Origin of the sequence: Ruminococcus sp. CAG:330 (genome assembly GCF_000437175.1) — a bacterium.
Classification (GTDB): Bacteria; Bacillota; Clostridia; order Oscillospirales; family Ruminococcaceae; genus Ruminococcus_C.
This window is the reverse complement of sequence record NZ_FR898065.1, coordinates 25,366-44,513: the sequence shown is the minus strand read 5'-3', so window position 1 is coordinate 44,513 and position 19,148 is coordinate 25,366. Positions and strand designations below refer to the sequence as shown.

The 19,148-nt window shown below is 55.1% G+C and carries 12 protein-coding genes and 2 tRNA genes; 6 read left to right on the top strand and 8 right to left on the bottom strand.

The features are described 5' to 3' along the window. A partial coding sequence (rnr, locus tag QZL66_RS07715) for a ribonuclease R (RefSeq protein ID WP_293601985.1) occupies positions 1-2,010 on the top strand: 2,010 nt, incomplete at its 5' end. Between the two features lie 385 nt (positions 2,011-2,395). On the opposite strand, the gene QZL66_RS07710 is transcribed toward rnr, so the two are convergent. The 8 genes from QZL66_RS07710 to glmS form a co-directional block, all read right to left on the bottom strand. Next, the gene (locus tag QZL66_RS07710) at positions 2,396-4,792 is read right to left on the bottom strand and encodes a GH36-type glycosyl hydrolase domain-containing protein (protein ID WP_022411153.1); all 2,397 of its coding nucleotides are present in this window, start codon (positions 4,790-4,792) and stop codon (positions 2,396-2,398) included. Positions 4,793-5,132: 340 nt separating this feature from the next. Then, positions 5,133-6,092, bottom strand: a complete 960-nt coding sequence (locus QZL66_RS07705; protein ID WP_022411152.1) for a TIR domain-containing protein — start codon at positions 6,090-6,092, stop codon at positions 5,133-5,135. 150 nt (positions 6,093-6,242) lie between these two features. Then, complete coding sequence (locus tag QZL66_RS07700; RefSeq protein WP_022411151.1) at positions 6,243-7,607, bottom strand: hypothetical protein; 1,365 nt, start codon at positions 7,605-7,607, stop codon at positions 6,243-6,245. Positions 7,608-7,623: 16 nt separating this feature from the next. Continuing rightward, on the bottom strand, positions 7,624-8,208 hold the full coding sequence (locus QZL66_RS07695; protein ID WP_022411150.1) for an RNA polymerase sigma factor: 585 nt from the start codon (positions 8,206-8,208) through the stop codon (positions 7,624-7,626). 158 nt (positions 8,209-8,366) lie between these two features. After that, positions 8,367-10,061: a leucine-rich repeat domain-containing protein gene (locus QZL66_RS07690; RefSeq protein WP_022411149.1), complete on the bottom strand. Its 1,695-nt coding sequence runs from the start codon at positions 10,059-10,061 to the stop codon at positions 8,367-8,369. A 22-nt stretch (positions 10,062-10,083) separates the two neighbouring features. Next, positions 10,084-11,565 carry a leucine-rich repeat domain-containing protein gene (locus QZL66_RS07685; RefSeq protein WP_022411148.1) on the bottom strand — a complete coding sequence of 494 codons (1,482 nt, stop codon included), beginning with the start codon at positions 11,563-11,565 and terminating at the stop codon, positions 10,084-10,086. Further along, positions 11,562-12,761, bottom strand: a complete 1,200-nt coding sequence (locus QZL66_RS07680; protein WP_022411147.1) for a leucine-rich repeat domain-containing protein — start codon at positions 12,759-12,761, stop codon at positions 11,562-11,564. Before QZL66_RS07680 ends, QZL66_RS07685 begins: the two co-directional genes overlap by 4 nt. 58 nt (positions 12,762-12,819) lie before the next feature. After that, positions 12,820-14,640 carry a glutamine--fructose-6-phosphate transaminase (isomerizing) gene (glmS, locus tag QZL66_RS07675; RefSeq protein WP_022411146.1) on the bottom strand — a complete coding sequence of 607 codons (1,821 nt, stop codon included), beginning with the start codon at positions 14,638-14,640 and terminating at the stop codon, positions 12,820-12,822. Positions 14,641-15,104: 464 nt separating this feature from the next. Between glmS and QZL66_RS07670 the strand changes: the two genes are divergently transcribed. From QZL66_RS07670 to QZL66_RS07650, 5 genes are all read left to right on the top strand, one after another. Then, positions 15,105-15,180 (top strand) — tRNA-Thr (locus QZL66_RS07670). A gap of 27 nt (positions 15,181-15,207) precedes the next feature. Further along, positions 15,208-15,292, top strand: a tRNA-Tyr gene (locus QZL66_RS07665). Positions 15,293-15,431: 139 nt separating this feature from the next. Continuing rightward, on the top strand, positions 15,432-17,252 hold the full coding sequence (gene typA / locus QZL66_RS07660; RefSeq protein ID WP_022411145.1) for a translational GTPase TypA: 1,821 nt from the start codon (positions 15,432-15,434) through the stop codon (positions 17,250-17,252). Positions 17,253-17,358: 106 nt separating this feature from the next. Then, on the top strand, positions 17,359-18,054 hold the full coding sequence (locus QZL66_RS07655) for a leucine-rich repeat domain-containing protein (RefSeq protein ID WP_022411144.1): 696 nt from the start codon (positions 17,359-17,361) through the stop codon (positions 18,052-18,054). Between the two features lie 15 nt (positions 18,055-18,069). Then, a complete protein-coding gene (locus QZL66_RS07650) occupies positions 18,070-18,750 on the top strand; it encodes a hypothetical protein (RefSeq protein ID WP_022411143.1) in 681 nt (226 codons plus the stop codon). Positions 18,751-19,148: the final 398 nt, after the last annotated feature.

Sequence of the window (19,148 nt, the reverse complement as noted above, 5' to 3'; positions counted from 1 at the left end):
ATCAACGAGCTGCGCCACGAAGGTGCCATCTGCGAGCGCCGGCGGGGATATGTTTCCTCCGCCAACATGGGATATTTCCCGGCAACCATCGTTCGCCTGAGCCGTACCTTTGGCTTCGCACGGCCGGAGGAAGAGGGTGCGCAGGATGTCTTTATTCCCGGAAAGTTCCTGCAGGGCGCAATGACCAAAGACCGTGTGCTCATCGGCAACATTCCCTCCCGCAGCGGAAAGCCGGAGGGCGAGGTGCTCGCCATTCTGGAGGAGGCGGACAGCAAGCTGACCGGTGTCATCATCGACGACAACGGCAGACTGATGTTCCGTGCGGACACCATGTCCAAGACTCCCATCCAGATTCAGCGCAAGGACAGCGTCATCTATCACGAGGGCGAAAAGGTGCTGGCAGAGGTCGTATACCGCGGACAGCGCCACGCAGAGCACAAGGTCAAGATCGTCTATAGCTTCGGCGTTTCCACCCGTGCCAGCGTCTGTGCGGAGGCAATCGTTGCCATCCGTGGCGTAAACGTGGCGTTTCCGGAGGAGGTCGTTGCCGAGGCTGAACAGCTGGCAAACGCACCCATTCCGCAGGAGGAATATGAAAAGCGTCTGGATCTGCGCAGCACCCCCATCTTCACCATTGACAGCGCACACTCCAAGGATCTGGACGACGCAGTTTCGCTGGAAAAGACAGCCTCCGGCTACAAGCTGGGCGTACACATCGCCGACGTATCCCACTATGTCCGCCCGAACACCCCGCTGAACACCGAGGCGCTGGACCGTGGCACCAGCATCTACTATGCGAACCACGTCATTCCCATGCTGCCCACCAGCCTGTCCAACGGCATCTGCTCTCTGAACCCCTGCGAAGACCGTCTGGCGTTCTCCGCACTCATGGAGCTGGACGAAAACGGCGAGATCGTGAAGTACGAGTTCCGCAAGACGGTCATCCGCTCCGCCGTCAAGGGCGTATACAGCGAGGTCAATCAGATTCTGGACGGCTCGGCTTCTCAGGAGCTGCTGGACAAGTATCGGGATGTCATCCACATGATTCCGCTGATGAACGAGCTGTGCGACATCCGTCTGCGGGAGCGGAAGCGCCGTGGTGCGCCGGAGCTGGAAACCGCCGAGGGTGCGCTCATCATCAACGATGAGGATGTCTGCGTGGACGTGGTTGCACGGGAGCGTGGAAAGAGCGAGTGCATCGTCGAGGAGATGATGCTGCTGGCAAACGAAGCTGCCGCAAAGATGGCACGGGAAAAGAACCTGCCTTTTGTCTATCGTGTCCACGACAAGCCCTCTCCGGAGAAGATCGAGAATCTGGAAAAGATCCTCCTGCGTCTGGGCGTGGATGTGCCGGTGTTCACCGACATCAAGCCCCGCCATCTGGCAGAGATTCTGGACGGCGCAAGAGGCACCGACCTGTATCCGGTGCTGAACGTCATGGTGCTGCGCTCCATGGCAAAGGCTGCCTATGCGCCGGATCCCATCGGCCACTTCGGTCTGGCACTGAAGGACTACGCCCACTTCACCTCCCCCATCCGCCGTTATCCCGACCTGGCAATCCACCGGATCCTCAGCAGCTACTGCGAGAATCCCGATGCCGATGCCATGCACGAGATGTACGACAGCTTCGTTGTAGAGGCTTCCACACGCTCCAGCGACACGGAAGTTCGTGCCATCACCATTGAGCGGAGCGCCGACGACTGCTACAAGGCGGAGTACATGCAGCAGCATCTGGGCGAGATTTTCGACGGCATTGTTGCCGGTGTCACCGATTTCGGCTTCTATGTAGCATTGCCCAACACCGTAGAAGGTCTGGTGCACGTGGCAACCCTGCCGGAAAGCGACTGGGTCAACGACGACAGCATCGCTTTCAAGGAAGAACAGGGAAGCGCATGCTACCGTCTGGGCGACACGGTACGGGTGCAGTGCACCAAGATCGATGTCAACAGCGGAAACGTGGACTTTGCGCTGGTAGACGAAAACGGCAATCTGCTGGGAAATGCGAAATAACGCTTTCCCATCATCTTGCATAAAAACAGCAGGCGGATGTGATGAACACGTCCGCCTGCTTTGGTATCTTAGAGCCTGTGCAGTATTTTATGATATTCAGCTGTGTAAACTCTGAAACCGTGGCAGAGTAAAATCCAAGTAAAAACCCGCCTGTGTCCGAAAAAGCCGGAACGCAGGCGGGTTTTCTGTTGATTTCTAGTGTGTCTGATTGGATTCTAAGGCTTAGAGCTTGTGTTCGTAGGAAATATATGCGGATTTTCGAGCAAATTTTTTTGCAGACAAGGCAAAAATTTGCAGGCATACTTTCGTATGGCAAGAATTTTTAACGCAGTATGCAACAAAATTTGCCGAAAAGACGTAGATAGACGCCTATGAACACGAGCTCTTAGCCCAGAACGACCTCAACGGTGTTCTGTTCAGCCAGTGCATCCGCCGGAACATAGTCGCCGTCCAGCTTCTTGCCGTTGAGGGTCAGAGAAGCCACACCGCTTTGTACGTGTGCCGGATTCTGTACGGTGATGCTGAGCTTCTTGCCGCGGAAGGTCTTTTCCATGGTGAAGCCGTCCCATGCTGCCGGAATGGACGGGCAGATATGCAGACCATCTGCATCCGGACGCATACCGCAGATACCCTCGACGCAGCCAACCATCACGGTGGATGCGGTACCGGTCAGCCAGTGTACGTGAGAGCGTCCTGCATACGGGGAAGCCGTGGACTCGGTGAACTGACCGTGTACATACGGCTCCAGAACACGCTGCTCTGCCTTGTCATTCATGGATGCCGGCGAGCTCTCCTCGAAATAGCGGAATGCATCGTCGCCGTGACCCAGCAGGCTCTCTGCCAGAATCAGCCAGCCCTGCGACTGGGAGAAGATACCGCCGTTTTCCTTGGTGTCCGGATTGAAGATGTGCATCAGAGCGCCGTCAAAATAGTGGTCGATGTACGGCGGATCCAGCAGCTTTGCGCCATACGGGGTGTCCAGAATGTCTGCCACGGACTGCATTGCCTTGTCGCTCTGCTCCTTGGAGGCAAAACCGGAGATGACACTCCAGCTCTGGGGGTTCAGCCACATGGAAGCCTCCGGATCCTTCTTGGCGCCAACCACAACGCCGTCCTCCCGAATGCCGCGGATGAAGCGGTCTTCGTCCCAGCAGTCTGCCAGCGCTTCGCCCAGCGCCTTCTGCGCCTTGGTCAGGTAGGAGATGTATTCGGTATCCTCACGCTCTGCTGCCAGTTCCTGCATCATGGACATTGCATAGTACAGCTGGAATGCCACGAATGTGGACTCGCCCTTCTTGCCCAGACGCAGACAGTCGTTCCAGTCTGCGTGCAGACCAGCCGGCATATTGTGGTCGCCCAGACGCTCCATGGAGAAGCGGATGGCACGCTTCAGATGATCGTAAACGGTGTCCTCACCGCCGTTGGCATAGACGATGACCTCGTCATAGAATGCCTTGTTGCCGGATTCGCCCACATACTTGCGGATGGTGGGGAACAGCCACAGGGCATCGTCTGCACGGTAGGACGGGTGTCCGGTCTCCTTGACGTACTCCGGATCGTCCGGTGTGTTCTCGTGGCCGGCATTGTGGTCGAACTTGACCAGCGGCAGACCGCCGCCGTTGTCCACCTGTGCGGACAGCATAAAGCGGATCTTGTCGGCAGCAAGCTCCGGATCCAGATGGATGATACCCTGAATGTCCTGAACGGTGTCACGATAGCCGTAGCCGTTGCGCAGACCGCAGTATACGAAAGAGGCTGCACGGGACCAGATAAAGGTGATGAAGCACTGGTATGCGTTCCAGACGTTGATCATGTTGTTGAACGCATCGGACGGCGTCTGTACCTGGAAATTGTCCAGCTTGCCGTGCCAGAACTGCTTCAGTTCCTCCACTTCCTGATCTACCTTGCCGGCAGCCTCATAGGAAGCCAGAATCTCGTTTGCCTGTGCGTTGTCCTTCTGCCCCAGAATGTAGATCAGTTCCCTGGACTCGCCCGGCTGGAGCACGATGTCGCTCTGGAGCGCACCGCATGCGTTGGAGTTATAGTTCATCTCGCCGTTGCACTTGCCCTGCTCTACTGCAATGGGGTTGGAGTAGGTGCGGTACGGGCCGATGAAGCTGTCCAGATTGCCGTTATAGCCGGTGATTGGTGCGCCCACCATGCCGAAGAACCGCTCTCTGTGATTGGAACCGGTGGCATCCTTGCCGCTGTTCTCGTTGATGTGCTGGAGGATCTTGTTGCCCTCGAAGCTGGTGCGGGTGATGAACAGGGTGTACTGGAGGTTGACCTGATCCTGCTCATAGTTGTTGTCGTTGGTGAATTCTACGAAGCCGAAGGCGGACAGGTTTCTGGGCTTATCGCTGTTGTTGGTGATGACCGCACGCCAAACCTCATAGGTTGCGCCGTTGGGCACGTAATAGGTCACCTCAGAGCGGATGTCTGCATAGTCGGCAGAGATCACAGTGTATGCGGTGCCGTGACGGCAGACGCTCTTGTAGGTATCCAGCGGCTTGCCAACCGGCTGCCAGGAAGCCGACCAGTAATCTGCGGTGTCGTTGTCCCGCAGGTAGATGTAACGGCCAGGCAGTGCCATCATCGAGTTGAAGCGATAGCGGCTGATTCTGCCGTTTGCGCCGGACTTGACGAAGCTATAGCCGGCAGCATTGTTGGAAATGATTGCGCCGTATTCCGGCGAACCAAGGTAGTTGACCCACGGTGCCGGGGTATCCGGATGGTCGATCACATACTCCTTGTTCTTGAGGTCAAAGTAACCATACTGCATAAGTAGGATTCTCCTTTATCGGTATTTTTCTGAATTTTTACCGCAGCGCTCTGAGAGCCTGCGCCCTGCCGTCTGCCATTGCAATCTGTGCAAGAGAAGCAGCGCAGGTGTTAGAATCTGTCTTCACAAGACACACGGATACGCTTGTGAAGACTGGTTCTTATGTTATCATATCATGGAACAGCATTTTTTGCAAGGGGGTTTCGGAAAAAATCCGATTTTTTTCGGGAAATTCCGGAAAATTTACATGCAGGGCAAAAAATCACATCGGCCGTCTTGAAACACGATTCTCCCGGATTCACAGCCCCCTTGAGATTTATCAGGAGAAGTCCCTGATAAATCAGTTTGTTCCCAGGGTGCGGCTTGCCTTTTCCCAGATATAATCGAATTCTTTTGTATAGAGCTGATATGCGTCATCTGTTCCATAAAACGTGACATGATAATTGTCGGAGGGCCGATAATTCCCATAAGTGTAATATTTCACATTGACAGCACCGCCATCCTTGCCTCTGATGATATACATCCTGTGCATCAGCGGAACATCTGAAATCCGCACTTCTATGTTCTGCGGGAATTTCTTCGAGAGCTCGTCCCATTCGGCTGCGGTGTCATCGAGCGAAACATATTTTTTTAACGGCTGTCTCATGTGCGAGCACACCAATTCAGCAACATCGCCGGTATTGACCAGCACTCTTAATTTGAGATGTCTGGCAATGATATCCGTGAGAATATCCACCTTTTCCGTTTCCCTTTGCCACTCTGCACCGGCGTGAAACGCCATGTCCACACCGGAAACAGAAGCGATCTTCTTCAGTCCCTCCTGGAAAAAAGCATCGGTCTGTAAAAGATTTGAAACCGGCTCTTCCACATCTACCAGATAATCCCGGATCTTCTCGATGGTTGCCGGAAGATATTCCTGACTGAACAGCACCCCTTGTTTCGTATCCAGCATTTTCATGCAATCCGGCAGCTGCTGGACCAGTTCTTTTTCCTGCGGGAACGTAAAATCCGGATACCGAACCGGAATAATATTTTTGTTCAGCCGAACCGCTTCCAGATATTCTCTTCGAACCCAGTCGTCTTCATTCACACAGCGTTCCAGTGTTCCGTTTGTCAAAACCAAAATAAAGTTCGCCGACTCTTGAATCGCAACAAACAAATTTTCATCAAATTGTCCGGAATGTTCCTGCTCCAGATCAAGAAAGCAGCGAACGCCCTTCTCTTTCAGCAATTCTCTGAGAACCTGTGCCATAAGAAACCCTGTTTTTCTCCGATAACTTATAAACGCATCGTATTTCATGCCATCCTCCATCTCCACCGATTTTGACAAAGCCCCACATTTCCAGTATAACATAAAACGCCTTATGATGCAACAAAAATCCACAAAAAACAGCCCCGCCCGTCTGCACCGCAGCAGACAGCAGAGCTGTTTTCCACTTCAAAAAGGAGATTATTCCGCCGAATAGATCACCGTTTCGTCAGAAACGGCAAAGCCACCAAACGTCTCCGTTTCCGCATCGCCGCCCTGAAATGTGAGGCGCACCAATTCCACTTCCGCCACATCCTGCGGTGCAATGGGTTCGCTATAGCAGAGAACCATGGAGAAATTTCCCTGCGAGTCTGTTTCCGTCCCGTACAGAGACATCAACGGAATGTACGAATCCAGACTATCTGCGGCGCAGCTTGGAATTGCGTGGATCTGCCGAATGGCATAATCCGAAGCTTCCGCCTGCCCTACCATATCCTCTGTGTACACATCGCTGAGCTTTCTGCCGTCTTTCAACGTGATCACGAGCGTGACATTGCTTTTCTCCCTCTGCCATTCCCTTGGCATAGAGATATTGGCAGAGAGCGTTTGCAGTGTGACACTGCCGCCGTCAAACGCTGCGGTGATGGGGGCATTTCCAACAAAGTTCAGCGCCATCTCCGTGTGCCATGTTCCATCCAGCACTGCATCAGAAGAGGCGTAGCACTGCGCACGCTTTTCCATTTGCTTCTGCGCCAACTGGTTCTGGCTACGGTATTCTTTCCATGCAGCAACATCAAATTCTGCCGGAAGTTCTCCTGCTGCCAAGCCATCCAAAGCAGCGGCACCATACACCTCCCGCACGTAATCACTGAGAAAGGAATCCTCATACTGATTTACCTGTGCATCAATCGCCTGGATCTGCTGATCGGTATAGAAATTCTGGAACGTCAGCTCCAGCTTTTTCCCTTGCAGTCCGGATTTCTGGATGCTGAGATTCAAATAGTAGGCGCCGTTTTTTTCCCGAAGTTCTGCCACCGTTCCGCCGTCGTTTGCCTCCTCCAGCAGTACCGTTCCGTCTGTGTCCAAGACAGAAAGCTGATACGGAATCTTCAAGCCGTCCGTCAGCGATACGCCGGATGCCGTGACAGAAAAGCTCAGCAGCGCCTGACTATCATCGCCGTACATTCCCAACAGTGCAAACTGCACCTGTGCATTGGTACTATCGATTACCGCATGCGGCACGGTGACCAGCGATTCCATTTTTTCCGGATGTTCCGGCACTTCTTTGGAAAACAGGCTGCGGAAAAACGCTTCAGTTCCACCGATTCCGGCAGCTGTGGAGAGCATCGTTCCGCCAGTCACCAGAACTGCCGCAGCGGCAGCACCGGCAACCCAGCGTGTCCACGTTCTGCGGCGCAGCGAATGCATCGGCTTTATCGTGATTCCCAGCTGTTCCTGCACACGCTTTGCAACAGCATCTGCTGCAATCTCCTCTGATGTTATCTCCGGTACGCCGTTTTTTTCCGCATCATAGTGGTCAAACCAATCGTAATCATTCATTTGCATATTTTGTCACTCCTTTTCATATGGCAGCAAACTGTATCTTCTGCACCGCCGGCGAATCCTCATAGGCATAGCCACGGTCAATCAATTCCTGCTGCAAACGCTTTCGGGCACGGCTCATCCGCATTTTCACCGCAGATTCTTTCATGCCGAGATCCTCTGCGATCTGCTTAACGCCCTCGTAGTAATAATAATGGCGCACCAGGATCTCCCGATCTTTTGGTGCAAGGGCATCCAGCACATCCTGCAGCATCTCCGCCAAAATCTTCTGATCAATCTCCTGCTCAATGTCCTCGCAGCAGCAAATTGATTCCGCCTGCTCTAAACCAACTGTTTCCTGATATCCGCGCAGCCGATTCTTGGCGCAGTTTCGAGCGACAGTCGCAAGATAGGGGCGCAGTTTCCCCTGCTGAATTTCTTTGCTGTGGTTCCAGACGATGACAAAAACATCTGCCGTTACCTCTTCTACATCGGACTCTGTCAGCACCTTCCCCAGAATGTTCCGAACAATGGTTCCCACATATGCGGTGTATTGCTGCATCAGTTCGGACAGTGCATCCGGATCATGCTGTTTCAACTGTTTTATCAGCCTTCGTTCCTGCATGCGATCACCTTCTTTTTCTGTATTTCACGGCCGTTCACTTATAATAACACCGCTGCCGCCCGTTTGGTCACATTTTGAGCAACAAAAAAACAGCCCCGCCCGTCTGCACCGCAGCAGACAGCAGAGCTGTTTAACATCAGAACCGAAACGAGTTTCCGTTAGTCCTCTTTGGTGTCATTCTCCCCATCGGATTCCGCAAGCGGTTCCGGCTGGTCTGCGTGGCCGATCTGGTGGAGTCTGCCGTGGGTATAGGTATCGTCATACTCCGGAACGGCCGCATCCTCCTCCGGCCCGTCGTCCTCCAAGATGCCGCGGTAGCCGTCATCCGGCTCCTCCGCTGCCTCGGCAGCGCCGTTCTCTCCACGCTGGGAAAGCGGAATCTTCTGAAGTTCCTTTGCCTGGCGCAGCGCTTCCTTTTCCTCCCTGGTCATGATCGTCCGGCGAATCACCTGCACGGCAATCAGCAGCACCACGAGAATGGCAGCGCACAGCACCACGTAAAATACCAGTCTGCCCCAGTCGAAGTTCAGGGCCTTGAAGTTGATCTTCACGTCGCACTTCTTGACGTAATCCGCAGCAGCACCGGTGTATCCGATGAGCAGAAAGTCATCCATGGCCTCCACCTGCATGTCATCGGAGCTGCTGCCGGAGGAGGAGTTCTCGCTGCTGTCGCTTTCCACGGAAACACAGCCAAACGCATAGTCCCCGATGGAGGACACCCGCTTGGGCAGTGTCACCTCTTTCAGGCTGTCGCAGCAGAAAAAGGCATAGCTGCCGATTTCCAGATTCTTTTCTGCGGTGTCCTCATCCTCTGCGCCCACAAAGGTGACCTCCTTTAGAGCGGAGCAGTCCGAGAACGCCGTTTCCCCGATGGTCGTCACGCTCTCCGGAATGGTAATGGATTGCAGTCCGCTGCAAAAGTCAAACGCCATCTCTCCGATGTACTGCAAGTCATCGTGGAACGTCACCTGCTGCAAGTTTTCAGCGGCAAAAAATGCTCCGGCGTATACCACCAGCGTTCCCTCCGGCACTTCAAAGGACGTGTCCTCCCGTCCTGCCGGATAGGCATAGAGGATGTCGTGCGCCTTGTTATACAGCACGTTGTCATCCACAATGTAATTGGGGTTGCCGTCCTCCACGGTCAGGGTCTTCAGACTCCGGCAGCCGAAAAACGGCAGTGCACCAATGTCCTCTAGCGTTGCCGGCACATCAAAGGACTCCATGGACATACAGCCATAAAACGTATACGAACCCAGCTGCGTCACATGTGCCGGAATGGAAACCTCTTGCAGCGCCGTGCAGTAATAGAACAGCTGGTCGCCGATGGTTTCCAGCGCACTCGGCAGCGTGACCTCTTCCAGCGAGGTGCAGTAGCCAAACGCCATGCTTCCGATCTCTGTCACATCGTCCCCAAGCTTCAGATCTTTCAGTGAAGTGCAGTTGAAAAACGTGCCGTCCTCGATCTTGGTAACAGCGTCCGGAATCGTCAGCGATTCCAGCGAGGTGCAGCCGTAAAAGGCAGCCGAGCCAATGGACTGCACCGTTTCCGGAATGGTCAGACCCTGCAGGGATTCGCACTCTGCAAACGCCTCTTCCCCGATAGCAGTGACGTTGTAGCCGTCGATCTCCGGCATAATGCTGACGTGAGTCGCCGAAGTGGCACAGCCGGTGACGGAAACATTTGTGCCGTCTGTAATGGTATAGGTCAGCGTGCCGTCGTCAAAGGTGTTGGACTGCGTTGTGCTCTCCTCGGCAAATACCGCACCGGAGGAAACGGCAAGCATTCCGGCAGACAGCACCGCTGCCAGAAATCCGGCAAAGGTGCGTGCCGCCGTGTGTTTGATATGCTTCATAAAATTTCTCGGTCCTTTCCGTCTATTTTCTCTTCCCCGGTTTCGTCGCCGATGCCTGGCGCGTGGTCGTGCGGATGCGGTTCCGGCTGCGATGCACCAGAACAATCGCCGTAATCCCGCCTGCCGCAGCGACAGCGATGCCGCCGGCAAGCAGCCATTTCCACAGGGACGCATGCTTCCAGCTGCGCTCATAGGCACGCACCGCAGCGCTGCCCCCATTGCGGATGTTCAGCTTGTCGATGCGCTGGTCGTCCTTGCCGTCTGCATTGGTGTAATACCCCAGTGCCTTTTCCCCGATCTCTGTGATGCTCGCCGGAAGCGACAGTTCCAGCAGCGCACCGCAGTTATAGAAACATTTCTCGCCCAGCTGTGTCACGCCGTCCGGAATGTTGATGTCCGCCAGCGCCACATCGGAATAGAAACAGTAGTCTCCCAGCGTCTGCATCGTGTCGGGCAAGGTCACCTGCTCCAGAGACGTGCAGTAGGCGAACACCGCACCGTTGAGCTGCGTCACGCCGTCCGGCACGGCAATGTTCTTCAGCGCCGTACAGTAATAGAAGCAGTCCTCCCCGATTGCAGTCACCTGATTCAGGTCGATCTGTTCCAAGGTGGAAGCGCCGATGAAGCTCCAGTCCGAAAGCGTCCGGCACGCATCCGGCACCGCATAGCCGGTTTCCTCCCGTGCCTGCGGATAGCGGATCAGCGTGGACTGGTCGGCGGAAAACAGCACGCCGTCCTCGGCACAGTATGCGGAATTGCCCTCTTCCACAGAGAACGCCGTCAGCGCCTGACAGCCGTCAAAGGCATAGTCGCCGATGGAGGTGCAGGATGCCGGCAGTGTGATGTCCGTCAGCTTCTGGCAGTTCTGAAAGGCATACTTCCCGATGGAGGTCAGCCCATCCGGCAGCTCCAGCGATGCCAGCGCCGTGCAGCTGTAAAACGTCTCGTTTCCAATGCTTTGCAGAGTGTCCGGCAGTTCCAGAATAGACAGGAATGTACATTCATAGAACAGAGCATCCGGCAGCGCCGTCAATGTCTTTGGCAGGTTGATGATGTTCAGCATGGAGCAGCTCTCGAAAGCACCCTTGCCGATGGAGGTCAGCCCCTCCGGCAGAACTACCTCGCAGAGCATGGGACAGGAGGCAAAGGCACTCTCGCCGATAGCAGTCACATGCTCCGGAATCGTCACGGTGGAGACGAAACTGCAATTCATAAACGCTGCATCGCCGATCTGCGTCACCGGTGCCCCGTCGATCTCCGCCGGAATCTCTGCGCTGGTGGCAGCAGTGTCGCAGGAAGTGATGGTAATGCCGCCGTCCGTATTTTCCCGATAGGTGAACACATCATACTTGGCATCCTGCGAGGTGTCCACAGAAATGCCGCTGTCCTCCGCTGCCGCTGCGGATGTCTCCAGTTCCGCTGCTGCTGCCGGAAACTGCGGCACAGTGCCGAGTAAAAGCACCGCTGCAAGCAGACCGCATCCGATCTGATACCACGTTCTCATCGTTTTTCCTCAGCGGACTTATCAGAGGATTCCGGCGCATCCTTTTTCTTCTTACCGCCGGCGATCAGCACCACACCGCCAACCAGCAGCACTGCCACGCAAACGCCCAGCAGCACCCACTTGCCGTACTGCTGCCACGGACTCTTCTCTTCCACTGCGGTCTGAAGCTTGGTATCCTCAGTGGCAGAGGCTGCGCTGTCCTCAGTGAGGACGCTCTGGAAGGTAAAGCTGTTGACATAGTCGTTCTCGGAATCCTCCACGGTGCAGTACCGCTGCGCTTCCGAACCGACGCTGCCGTAGATCACGAAATCGCTTACAGCAGTCTTCATGTCATCCTCGTATCCAAAGGCGCAGAAGCCAATGGCGCTGACACTTGCCGGAACGGTCACCTCTTTCATGGCAGTTCCGGCGAACGCTGCCATCTCAACGGTTTCCAGACCGTCTGCAAATGTCACACTGCTCAGGTTGGCGCATCCGGCGAATGACGCTGCGTCAATGCTGCGCACCGATGCCGGAAATGTCATCTCTGTGAGGCGGGTACAGTAGGCAAACGCATAGTCATAGATCTCTGTCACTGTATCCGGCAGCGTCACCGACTGGATGTCGCTGTAGGCAAACGCCCACTCATCAATGAAGAGCAAGCCGGAGGGCAGGCTGACGCTGGTCAGACTCGTCTGGGCAAAAGATGCCGGCCACAGCTCGGTTACGCCGTCAGGCACGGTGTAGGTGTCCCCCGACTTTGCCGGCGGATAGGCGATGAAGCTGGTGCCGTCTGCGGAGAGCAGCGCACCGCTGTCGTCCACTGCAAAGCTGGTGCTGCCGCTCTCCACCGAGAACGACTCCAGCGAGGAGCAGCCAAAGAAGCAGGCATCGCCAATGCCGGTCATGCTCTCCGGAATGGTGACGGATTGCAGGGACGTCTGGCTCTCCAGTGCATCATCCCCCAGCTTTGCCACAACGTGGCCGTCCAGCTTGCCGGGCAGGGTCAGATCCGTGTCCTTTCCGCTATAGCCGACAATGGTCGCCGTGCCGTCTGTCTCCAAAGTATAGGTATAGTCACCGCTGGTCACGGTTTCCGCCTGTGTGGTATCCTCTTCCATTCCGCCGATTTCCTCGTCTGCCGAAACCGGCAGGGCAAGCAGTGCAGTGCCGGTCAGAACAGCAGCCACCAGAAGTGTGATCTTATGTTTTCTCATAATTCTTTCTCATCCTTTAAATTTCTCTGGAAATGCGCTTTCCCATCCTGCGCTTTCCTTATTCTACCGTTACCGACTTTGCCAGATTGCGGGGTTTATCCACATCATTTCCCTTGAGCACCGAGGTATAATATGCGATGAGCTGAAGCGGTACGACCGCAATCATGGGCATCAGCAGATCGTCGAATTCCGGCAGATCAAAACGAATGTCCACTGCCTCCGGATCTACGCTGTCGCTCTCCCGGCAAACCAGAATCACCCTGGCGCCCCGTGCCTTGACCTCTTTGATGTTGCTGATGGTCTTTTCTTTCAGCGCCTTCTGCGTTGCCACGGCGATGACCGGCATGTTCTCCGTAATCAGGGAGATGGTGCCGTGCTTCAGTTCGCCGGCTGCGTAGGACTCCGAGTGGATGTAGGAGATCTCCTTGAGTTTCAGCGAGCCCTCCATGCTCAGTGCGTAGTCCAGCCCGCGTCCGATGTACAGCAGGCTGTCTGCGGTAATCAGCGAGGAGGCGATGTACTGCGCCTGTTCCTTGTGCTCCAGAATGGCAGCGATGCTGTCCGGTGTCTGCTGGAGCAGTTCCACCAGTCTGCGGCACTCCGCCTCATCGATTTTTCCCACAGCCAGCGCCAGTTCAAAGGCAAACAGATACATCACAGCGATCTGCACGATGTACGCCTTGGTGGAAGCCACGGCGATCTCCGGCCCTGCGTGGGTATAGATGAGCATATCCGCCTCCCGTGCGATGGAACTGCCCATGGCGTTGACAATGGCGAGGGTCTTTGCCCCCAGCGACTTCGCCAGACGCATTGCTGCCAGACTGTCCGCCGTTTCACCGGACTGGGAGATGATGATGACAAGGTCGCCCTCTCCCACCAGCGGTTCCCGATAGCGGAACTCCGAGGCAATGTCCACAGTCACCGGCACACGTGCCAGCTTCTCGATCACGTACTTGCCCACAGTGCCGGCATGCATTGCCGTACCGCACGCCACCACCTGAATATGGCGGAAGCCACGGAGCACCTCCGGCGTAATCCCGCACTCCTCCAGATTGGGCAGGCCGTTCTGGATGCGGGGCGCAATGGTATTGCGAATGGCGGTGGGCTGCTCGTGAATCTCTTTCAGCATGAAGTGGGCATAGCCGCCCTTGCCGATTGCCTCCACATCCCAGTCCGCCGTTTTCAGCTCTTTCTGCACCGGCTGTCCAAAGGCATCGTAGATCTGCACGCCGTCACTGTTCAGCACGGCGATCTCCTCGTGTTCCAGCAGATAGTAATCCCGTGTGTACTCGATGATTGCCGGCACATCCGAGGCAATGAAGCTCTCGCCCTTGCCAACGCCCACGATCAGCGGGCTTTCACAGCGCACGGCATACACCTGATCCGGATGGTCGGCGAAGATGATGCCCAGCGCATAGGAGCCCTCCAGGTCACGGATGGTCTCGGAAATCGTCTGAATGGGACTGCCGTTATAGCGGTAGTCCAGCAGCCGTGCCACCACTTCCGTGTCCGTGTCGCTGGTGAAGGTCACGCCCTTGCCCATGAGGAAGTCTTTCAGCTCCTTGTAGTTTTCAATGATGCCGTTGTGCACGATGGTGACTCTTCCGCCGGTGTGGGGATGCGAATTCACATCGGACGGCTCGCCGTGAGTCGCCCAGCGGGTGTGGCCGATGCCCACATGCCCCTTTGGACGGCCCTCCTTTTCCATCCGCTCCTCCAGATTTTTCAGACGGCCCTTCGCCTTGGCAACAACGATCTTCCCTTCCTGAAACACGGCGATGCCTGCGGAGTCATATCCGCGGTATTCCAGCTTGCTCAGACCGCTCATCAAAACATCCGTGCAATCCCGCTTTCCCACATATCCAACAATTCCACACATAGAATCAATCCCTCACTTTCCGTTTCCGGCAAAACAGCGCCGAAAAACAGATCTCTTTATTTTCTTTCTGAATACATTATAATAGTATTATCGATAAGCTCTTGTATTTTACAAAAGATGCCCTATAGATTATAACATAAATGCAACGGGAATGCAACTGATTTTTTGGTGAAAATTACGTGATTGCGATTTGAAAAGGAAATCATCCGCCGTTTTTGAGCCGCTGGGTTCCGCTGCGCCGAATGCGCCGGGTTTGCCGTCTGACCCCGGATTGCTCTTACTTCAGGTATTCCGCCGTTTCAACCGCATTTGTTTTCTTTTACAGCACAATCAAAATTGCCTGCATCGCAAGCACCTCTAGAAATATTTCTAAACTTTATTGCTATAAAACTTAAAAAATCAAAAACCTCAAAAAAATGCTTGACGAATGGGACATCCTGTGATATAATAAATATCGTTGCAGCGCTGGTGTAGCTCAGTTGGTAGAGCAGCTGATTTGTAATCAGCAGGTCGGGGGTTCAAGTCCGTCCACCAGCTCCAATATTCTACAACCTACATGTGTGATTTGGGAGAGTTCCCGAGTGGCCAAAGGGGGCAGACTGTAAATCTGTTGCTTCTAGCTTCGATGGTTCGAATCCATCCTCTCCCACCAAAAAACAGGTAGACTCTTCGAGAGTTTACCTGTTTTTTTTCGATTTCATGTGTATGGCTTTGTAGATCCAAAAATCAGAAGCCGTGTCCTGCGGATGCTGCTTCTTCAAACGACGAACACGAGAAAGAGGAAGAGAATTATGGTACGAGAAGATTTGAGAAATGTCGCCATTATTGCCCACGTTGACCACGGCAAGACCACGCTGGTTGACGAGATGCTGAAGCAGGGCGGCGTATTCCGGGAAAATCAGGCTGTGGCAGACCGTGTCATGGACTCCAACGATCTGGAGCGTGAGCGTGGTATCACCATTCTGGCAAAAAACACCTCGGTACGCTACGGCGACACCAAGATCAATATCATTGATACACCGGGACATGCGGACTTCGGCGGCGAGGTAGAACGTGTTCTCAGCATGGTAGACGGCGCACTGCTGCTGGTAGATGCGGCTGAGGGCCCGATGCCTCAGACACGCTTTGTGCTCTCCAAGGCACTGGAAATGAACCTGAAGATCATCGTTGTGGTCAACAAGATCGACCGTCCGGACGCACGCCTGGACGAGATCGCAGACGAGGTGCTGGAGCTGCTCATGGATCTGGATGCCAGCGAGGAACAGCTGGAAAACACCCCGTTCCTGTACTGCTCCGGCCGTGCCGGCACGGCCAGCTTTGACCCCCACGAAACAGGCACCGACCTCAAACCCCTGTTCGACACCATTATGTCCTATGTGGATCCGCCGGAGGGCGATCCGGAGGCACCGCTGCAAATGCTGATCTCCTCCATTGACTATAATGAGTACGTGGGCAGAATCGGCATCGGCCGCATCGCAAGAGGCACCATTCAGGTGGGACAGCAGGTGCTGCTGGGCAACTACCACGATCCGGAGAACTCCCGCCGCAACAAGATCGTCTCCCTGCTGCAAATTCAGGGACTTCAGCGTGTGCCGGCAGAGTCCGCAACCGTGGGCGACATCGTCTGGATCAGCGGCATTGAGAACATCTCCATCGGCGACACCGTCTGTGCGCCGGAGTGCTTCGAACCGCTGCCGTTCACCAAGATCAGCGAGCCGACGGTGGAAATGACTTTCTGTGTCAACGACAGCCCGTTTGCCGGACAGGAGGGTAAGTTCGTCACCTCCCGCCAGCTTCGTGACCGTCTGATGCGGGAGCTGCTCCGTGACGTTTCCCTGCGTGTCACTGAGACCGACAGCACCGATGCATTCCGTGTTGCCGGCAGAGGTGAAATGCACCTGTCCATCCTGATTGAAAACATGCGCCGTGAGGGCTACGAGCTGGGCGTTTCCACGCCTCGTGTTCTGTTCCACGAAGTGGACGGCAAGCGCTACGAACCCATCGAGGAACTGTCCATCGACGTTCCGGAGGAGTGCGTTGGCTCTGTCATGGAAAAGCTTGGCTCCCGTAAGGCAGAACTGCAGGACATGCACCCGCAGGGCAGCCGTACCCGTCTGACCTTCCTGATCCCCTCCCGGGGTCTGTTCGGCTATAAGAGCGAATTTCTCACTGACACCAAGGGCGAGGGCATCATGAGCAGTGTCTTTTATGAGTACCAGCCGTACAAGGGCGATATTCCCCGCCGCAGCGTTGGTTCGCTGATCTCTTTCGAAACCGGCGAAGCTGTCACCTACGGTCTGTTCAACGCACAGGAGCGCGGCTCGCTGTTCATCGGCGCAGGCGTGCCAGTTTATGAGGGCATGGTTGTGGGCGCATCCCCCAAGGCAGAAGATCTGGTAGTCAACGTCTGCAAGCGCAAGCACCTCACCAACACCCGTGCCAGCGGCAGCGACGATGCGCTCCGTCTGGTACCGCCGCGCAACCTGAGTCTGGAAGACTGTCTGGAATTTCTGGCGGACGACGAGCTGCTGGAGGTCACCCCCAAGACACTCCGTATCCGGAAGCAGATCCTGAGCAATCAGACCCGTGCAAAAATGCGCGGCAAAAAATAAGAGCAACGCCGCACAAGCTTTGTGCAGGATTGCCTAAAACTCGTGTTCCCCGAAAGCCAACCGCACCGATTCAGTTTCAGTCGGTGCACCGAAGAAAGGAACGAATATGACACATCATCCATTTTGGAAAAAAACATTGTGGGCTGCCCTCCTGACCGCAGCGTTCGCCATGACCGCTACCGGCTGCGGCAATCAAAAGGATGACAGCAGCACCGCCGGCGCAAGCACCTCCGCCTCCCAGACCGAAGTCGGCACGACACCGGAAGGCGGCGACACTGCACCGGAAACCAGCATCTTCAACTATCAGATGAACGATGACGGCACCATTTCCATTACCGGATACAACGGGACAGATACCGATCTGAACATCCCGTCCACGGTGGACAGCTATGTGGTTTCCGCCATCGCCGACCACGCCTTTGAGGCAAACTGGAATCTCACCAGCGTGACGCTGCCGAATGGTCTGGCCACCATCGGCGAGAGTGCGTTCATGGACTGCGGTTCGCTGACCTCGGTTTCCATTCCGGAAACGGTTTCCACCGTGCGCCGTGCGGCATTTGCAAGCTGTTCCAGCCTGACCAGCATCTCCCTGCCGGCTGCAACAACCACCGTTATGGAAGAGGCGTTCACCGGCTGCGGCAGCCTCACCGACCTGACGATCGCCAGCAGCACGCTGGAATACGACCGCTGGGGTCTGGTAGAGGGCGCAGAACCGCTGGCAGTGACCATCACCTGCCCGTCCGGCTCCGCCATTGAAACATGGGCAGCGGAAAACGGCATTTCCACCCAGCCGCTGGCATAAGGAAAGGACAAGCGCATGAAAAAATCCCTTTGGAACCGTATTACCGCACTGCTGCTCGCCTGCACCGCCCTGTTTGCCATGGGCGGATGCGGCAGCAAGGCAGATTCCTCCGACACCTCGGAGAGCAGCGCTGCTTCTGAGAGCACCGGAGAGGACATCCAGCCGGTGACGGAATCCAACCCCGATGATATGGATTACAAGCTGACCTACGACAGCGAAGCTGTTCCGGAAGGTCTGGCAAACACCATCTCTCTCTATTTCTATGCCATCGACACCCAGAACTATGACCTCTACAAGGCACAGCTCTATACGGACTATCAGGAATCCATGGAGGCATACTTACAGGAGAAGTACAGCTATGGCATGGAGCGCGGACTGGAACAGTACCACGAGACGCTGGTGAACTATGCCCAGACCGACACCTTCACCATCACCGGTCTGGAAATGGCACAGGCAAAGGAAGTCCTCCAGGAAAACTTTGAGGAGGACACCGACTTCGTACAGGATTATCTGGACACCTACGCCTCCCTGCTGGGCGACGACTTCGTCAGCAAGATGAAGGAGGACGCCACCGCCATCTATGACATCGCCGTAACCATGAAGGGCAACGATGCCGACGGCAACGAGATCACCATTCTGGACAACGTAGAAGTTCTGGCTGTGGAAATCGACGGAACGTTCGGCATTCTCGGCTAACCCCACAATACAACCGTTTTTGACAAGACCCGTGCTGCATCTTTGCAGGCGGGTCTTTTTGGTGCAAAAACGACAAAACCGGTGCCGGGAATCCGCCTTGGAAAAACAATTGTCCGCAAATTTTATGCAGAACTTGACAATTGCACGAAAATGGCGTATAATAAAAAGTACCGTTTCAAAAAACCGGTCAGAGCAGAAGCTTGTTTTCACGGAGATCCATACATAGAGGGGCCTATGGAATTACTGGCGCTTTGGAAAACCATGCGCCATGCCCATGGAAGCAGCTCTGAGAATCTGCTGCAAACAGATTCTACAGGGACACTGTTCCAGTGTCGCCTGCCATTTCCGGCCGTCCTGGATCGGAAAACAGAATTTCAAAGCGTATGGTTTTGCATGCC

Bases quoted from the DNA above. Each gene is read 5' to 3' on its own strand.
- QZL66_RS07710 (WP_022411153.1), bottom strand. From the start codon at position 4,792: ATGCAGTATGGTTACTTTGACCTCAAGAACAAGGAGTATGTGATCGAC.
- QZL66_RS07705 (WP_022411152.1), bottom strand. From the start codon at position 6,092: ATGAAATACGATGCGTTTATAAGTTATCGGAGAAAAACAGGGTTTCTT.
- QZL66_RS07700 (WP_022411151.1), bottom strand. From the start codon at position 7,607: ATGCAAATGAATGATTACGATTGGTTTGACCACTATGATGCGGAAAAA.
- QZL66_RS07695 (WP_022411150.1), bottom strand. From the start codon at position 8,208: ATGCAGGAACGAAGGCTGATAAAACAGTTGAAACAGCATGATCCGGAT.
- QZL66_RS07690 (WP_022411149.1), bottom strand. From the start codon at position 10,061: ATGAAGCATATCAAACACACGGCGGCACGCACCTTTGCCGGATTTCTG.
- QZL66_RS07685 (WP_022411148.1), bottom strand. From the start codon at position 11,565: ATGAGAACGTGGTATCAGATCGGATGCGGTCTGCTTGCAGCGGTGCTT.
- QZL66_RS07680 (WP_022411147.1), bottom strand. From the start codon at position 12,761: ATGAGAAAACATAAGATCACACTTCTGGTGGCTGCTGTTCTGACCGGC.
- glmS (WP_022411146.1), bottom strand. From the start codon at position 14,640: ATGTGTGGAATTGTTGGATATGTGGGAAAGCGGGATTGCACGGATGTT.
- typA (WP_022411145.1), top strand. From the start codon at position 15,432: ATGGTACGAGAAGATTTGAGAAATGTCGCCATTATTGCCCACGTTGAC.
- QZL66_RS07655 (WP_022411144.1), top strand. From the start codon at position 17,359: ATGACACATCATCCATTTTGGAAAAAAACATTGTGGGCTGCCCTCCTG.
- QZL66_RS07650 (WP_022411143.1), top strand. From the start codon at position 18,070: ATGAAAAAATCCCTTTGGAACCGTATTACCGCACTGCTGCTCGCCTGC.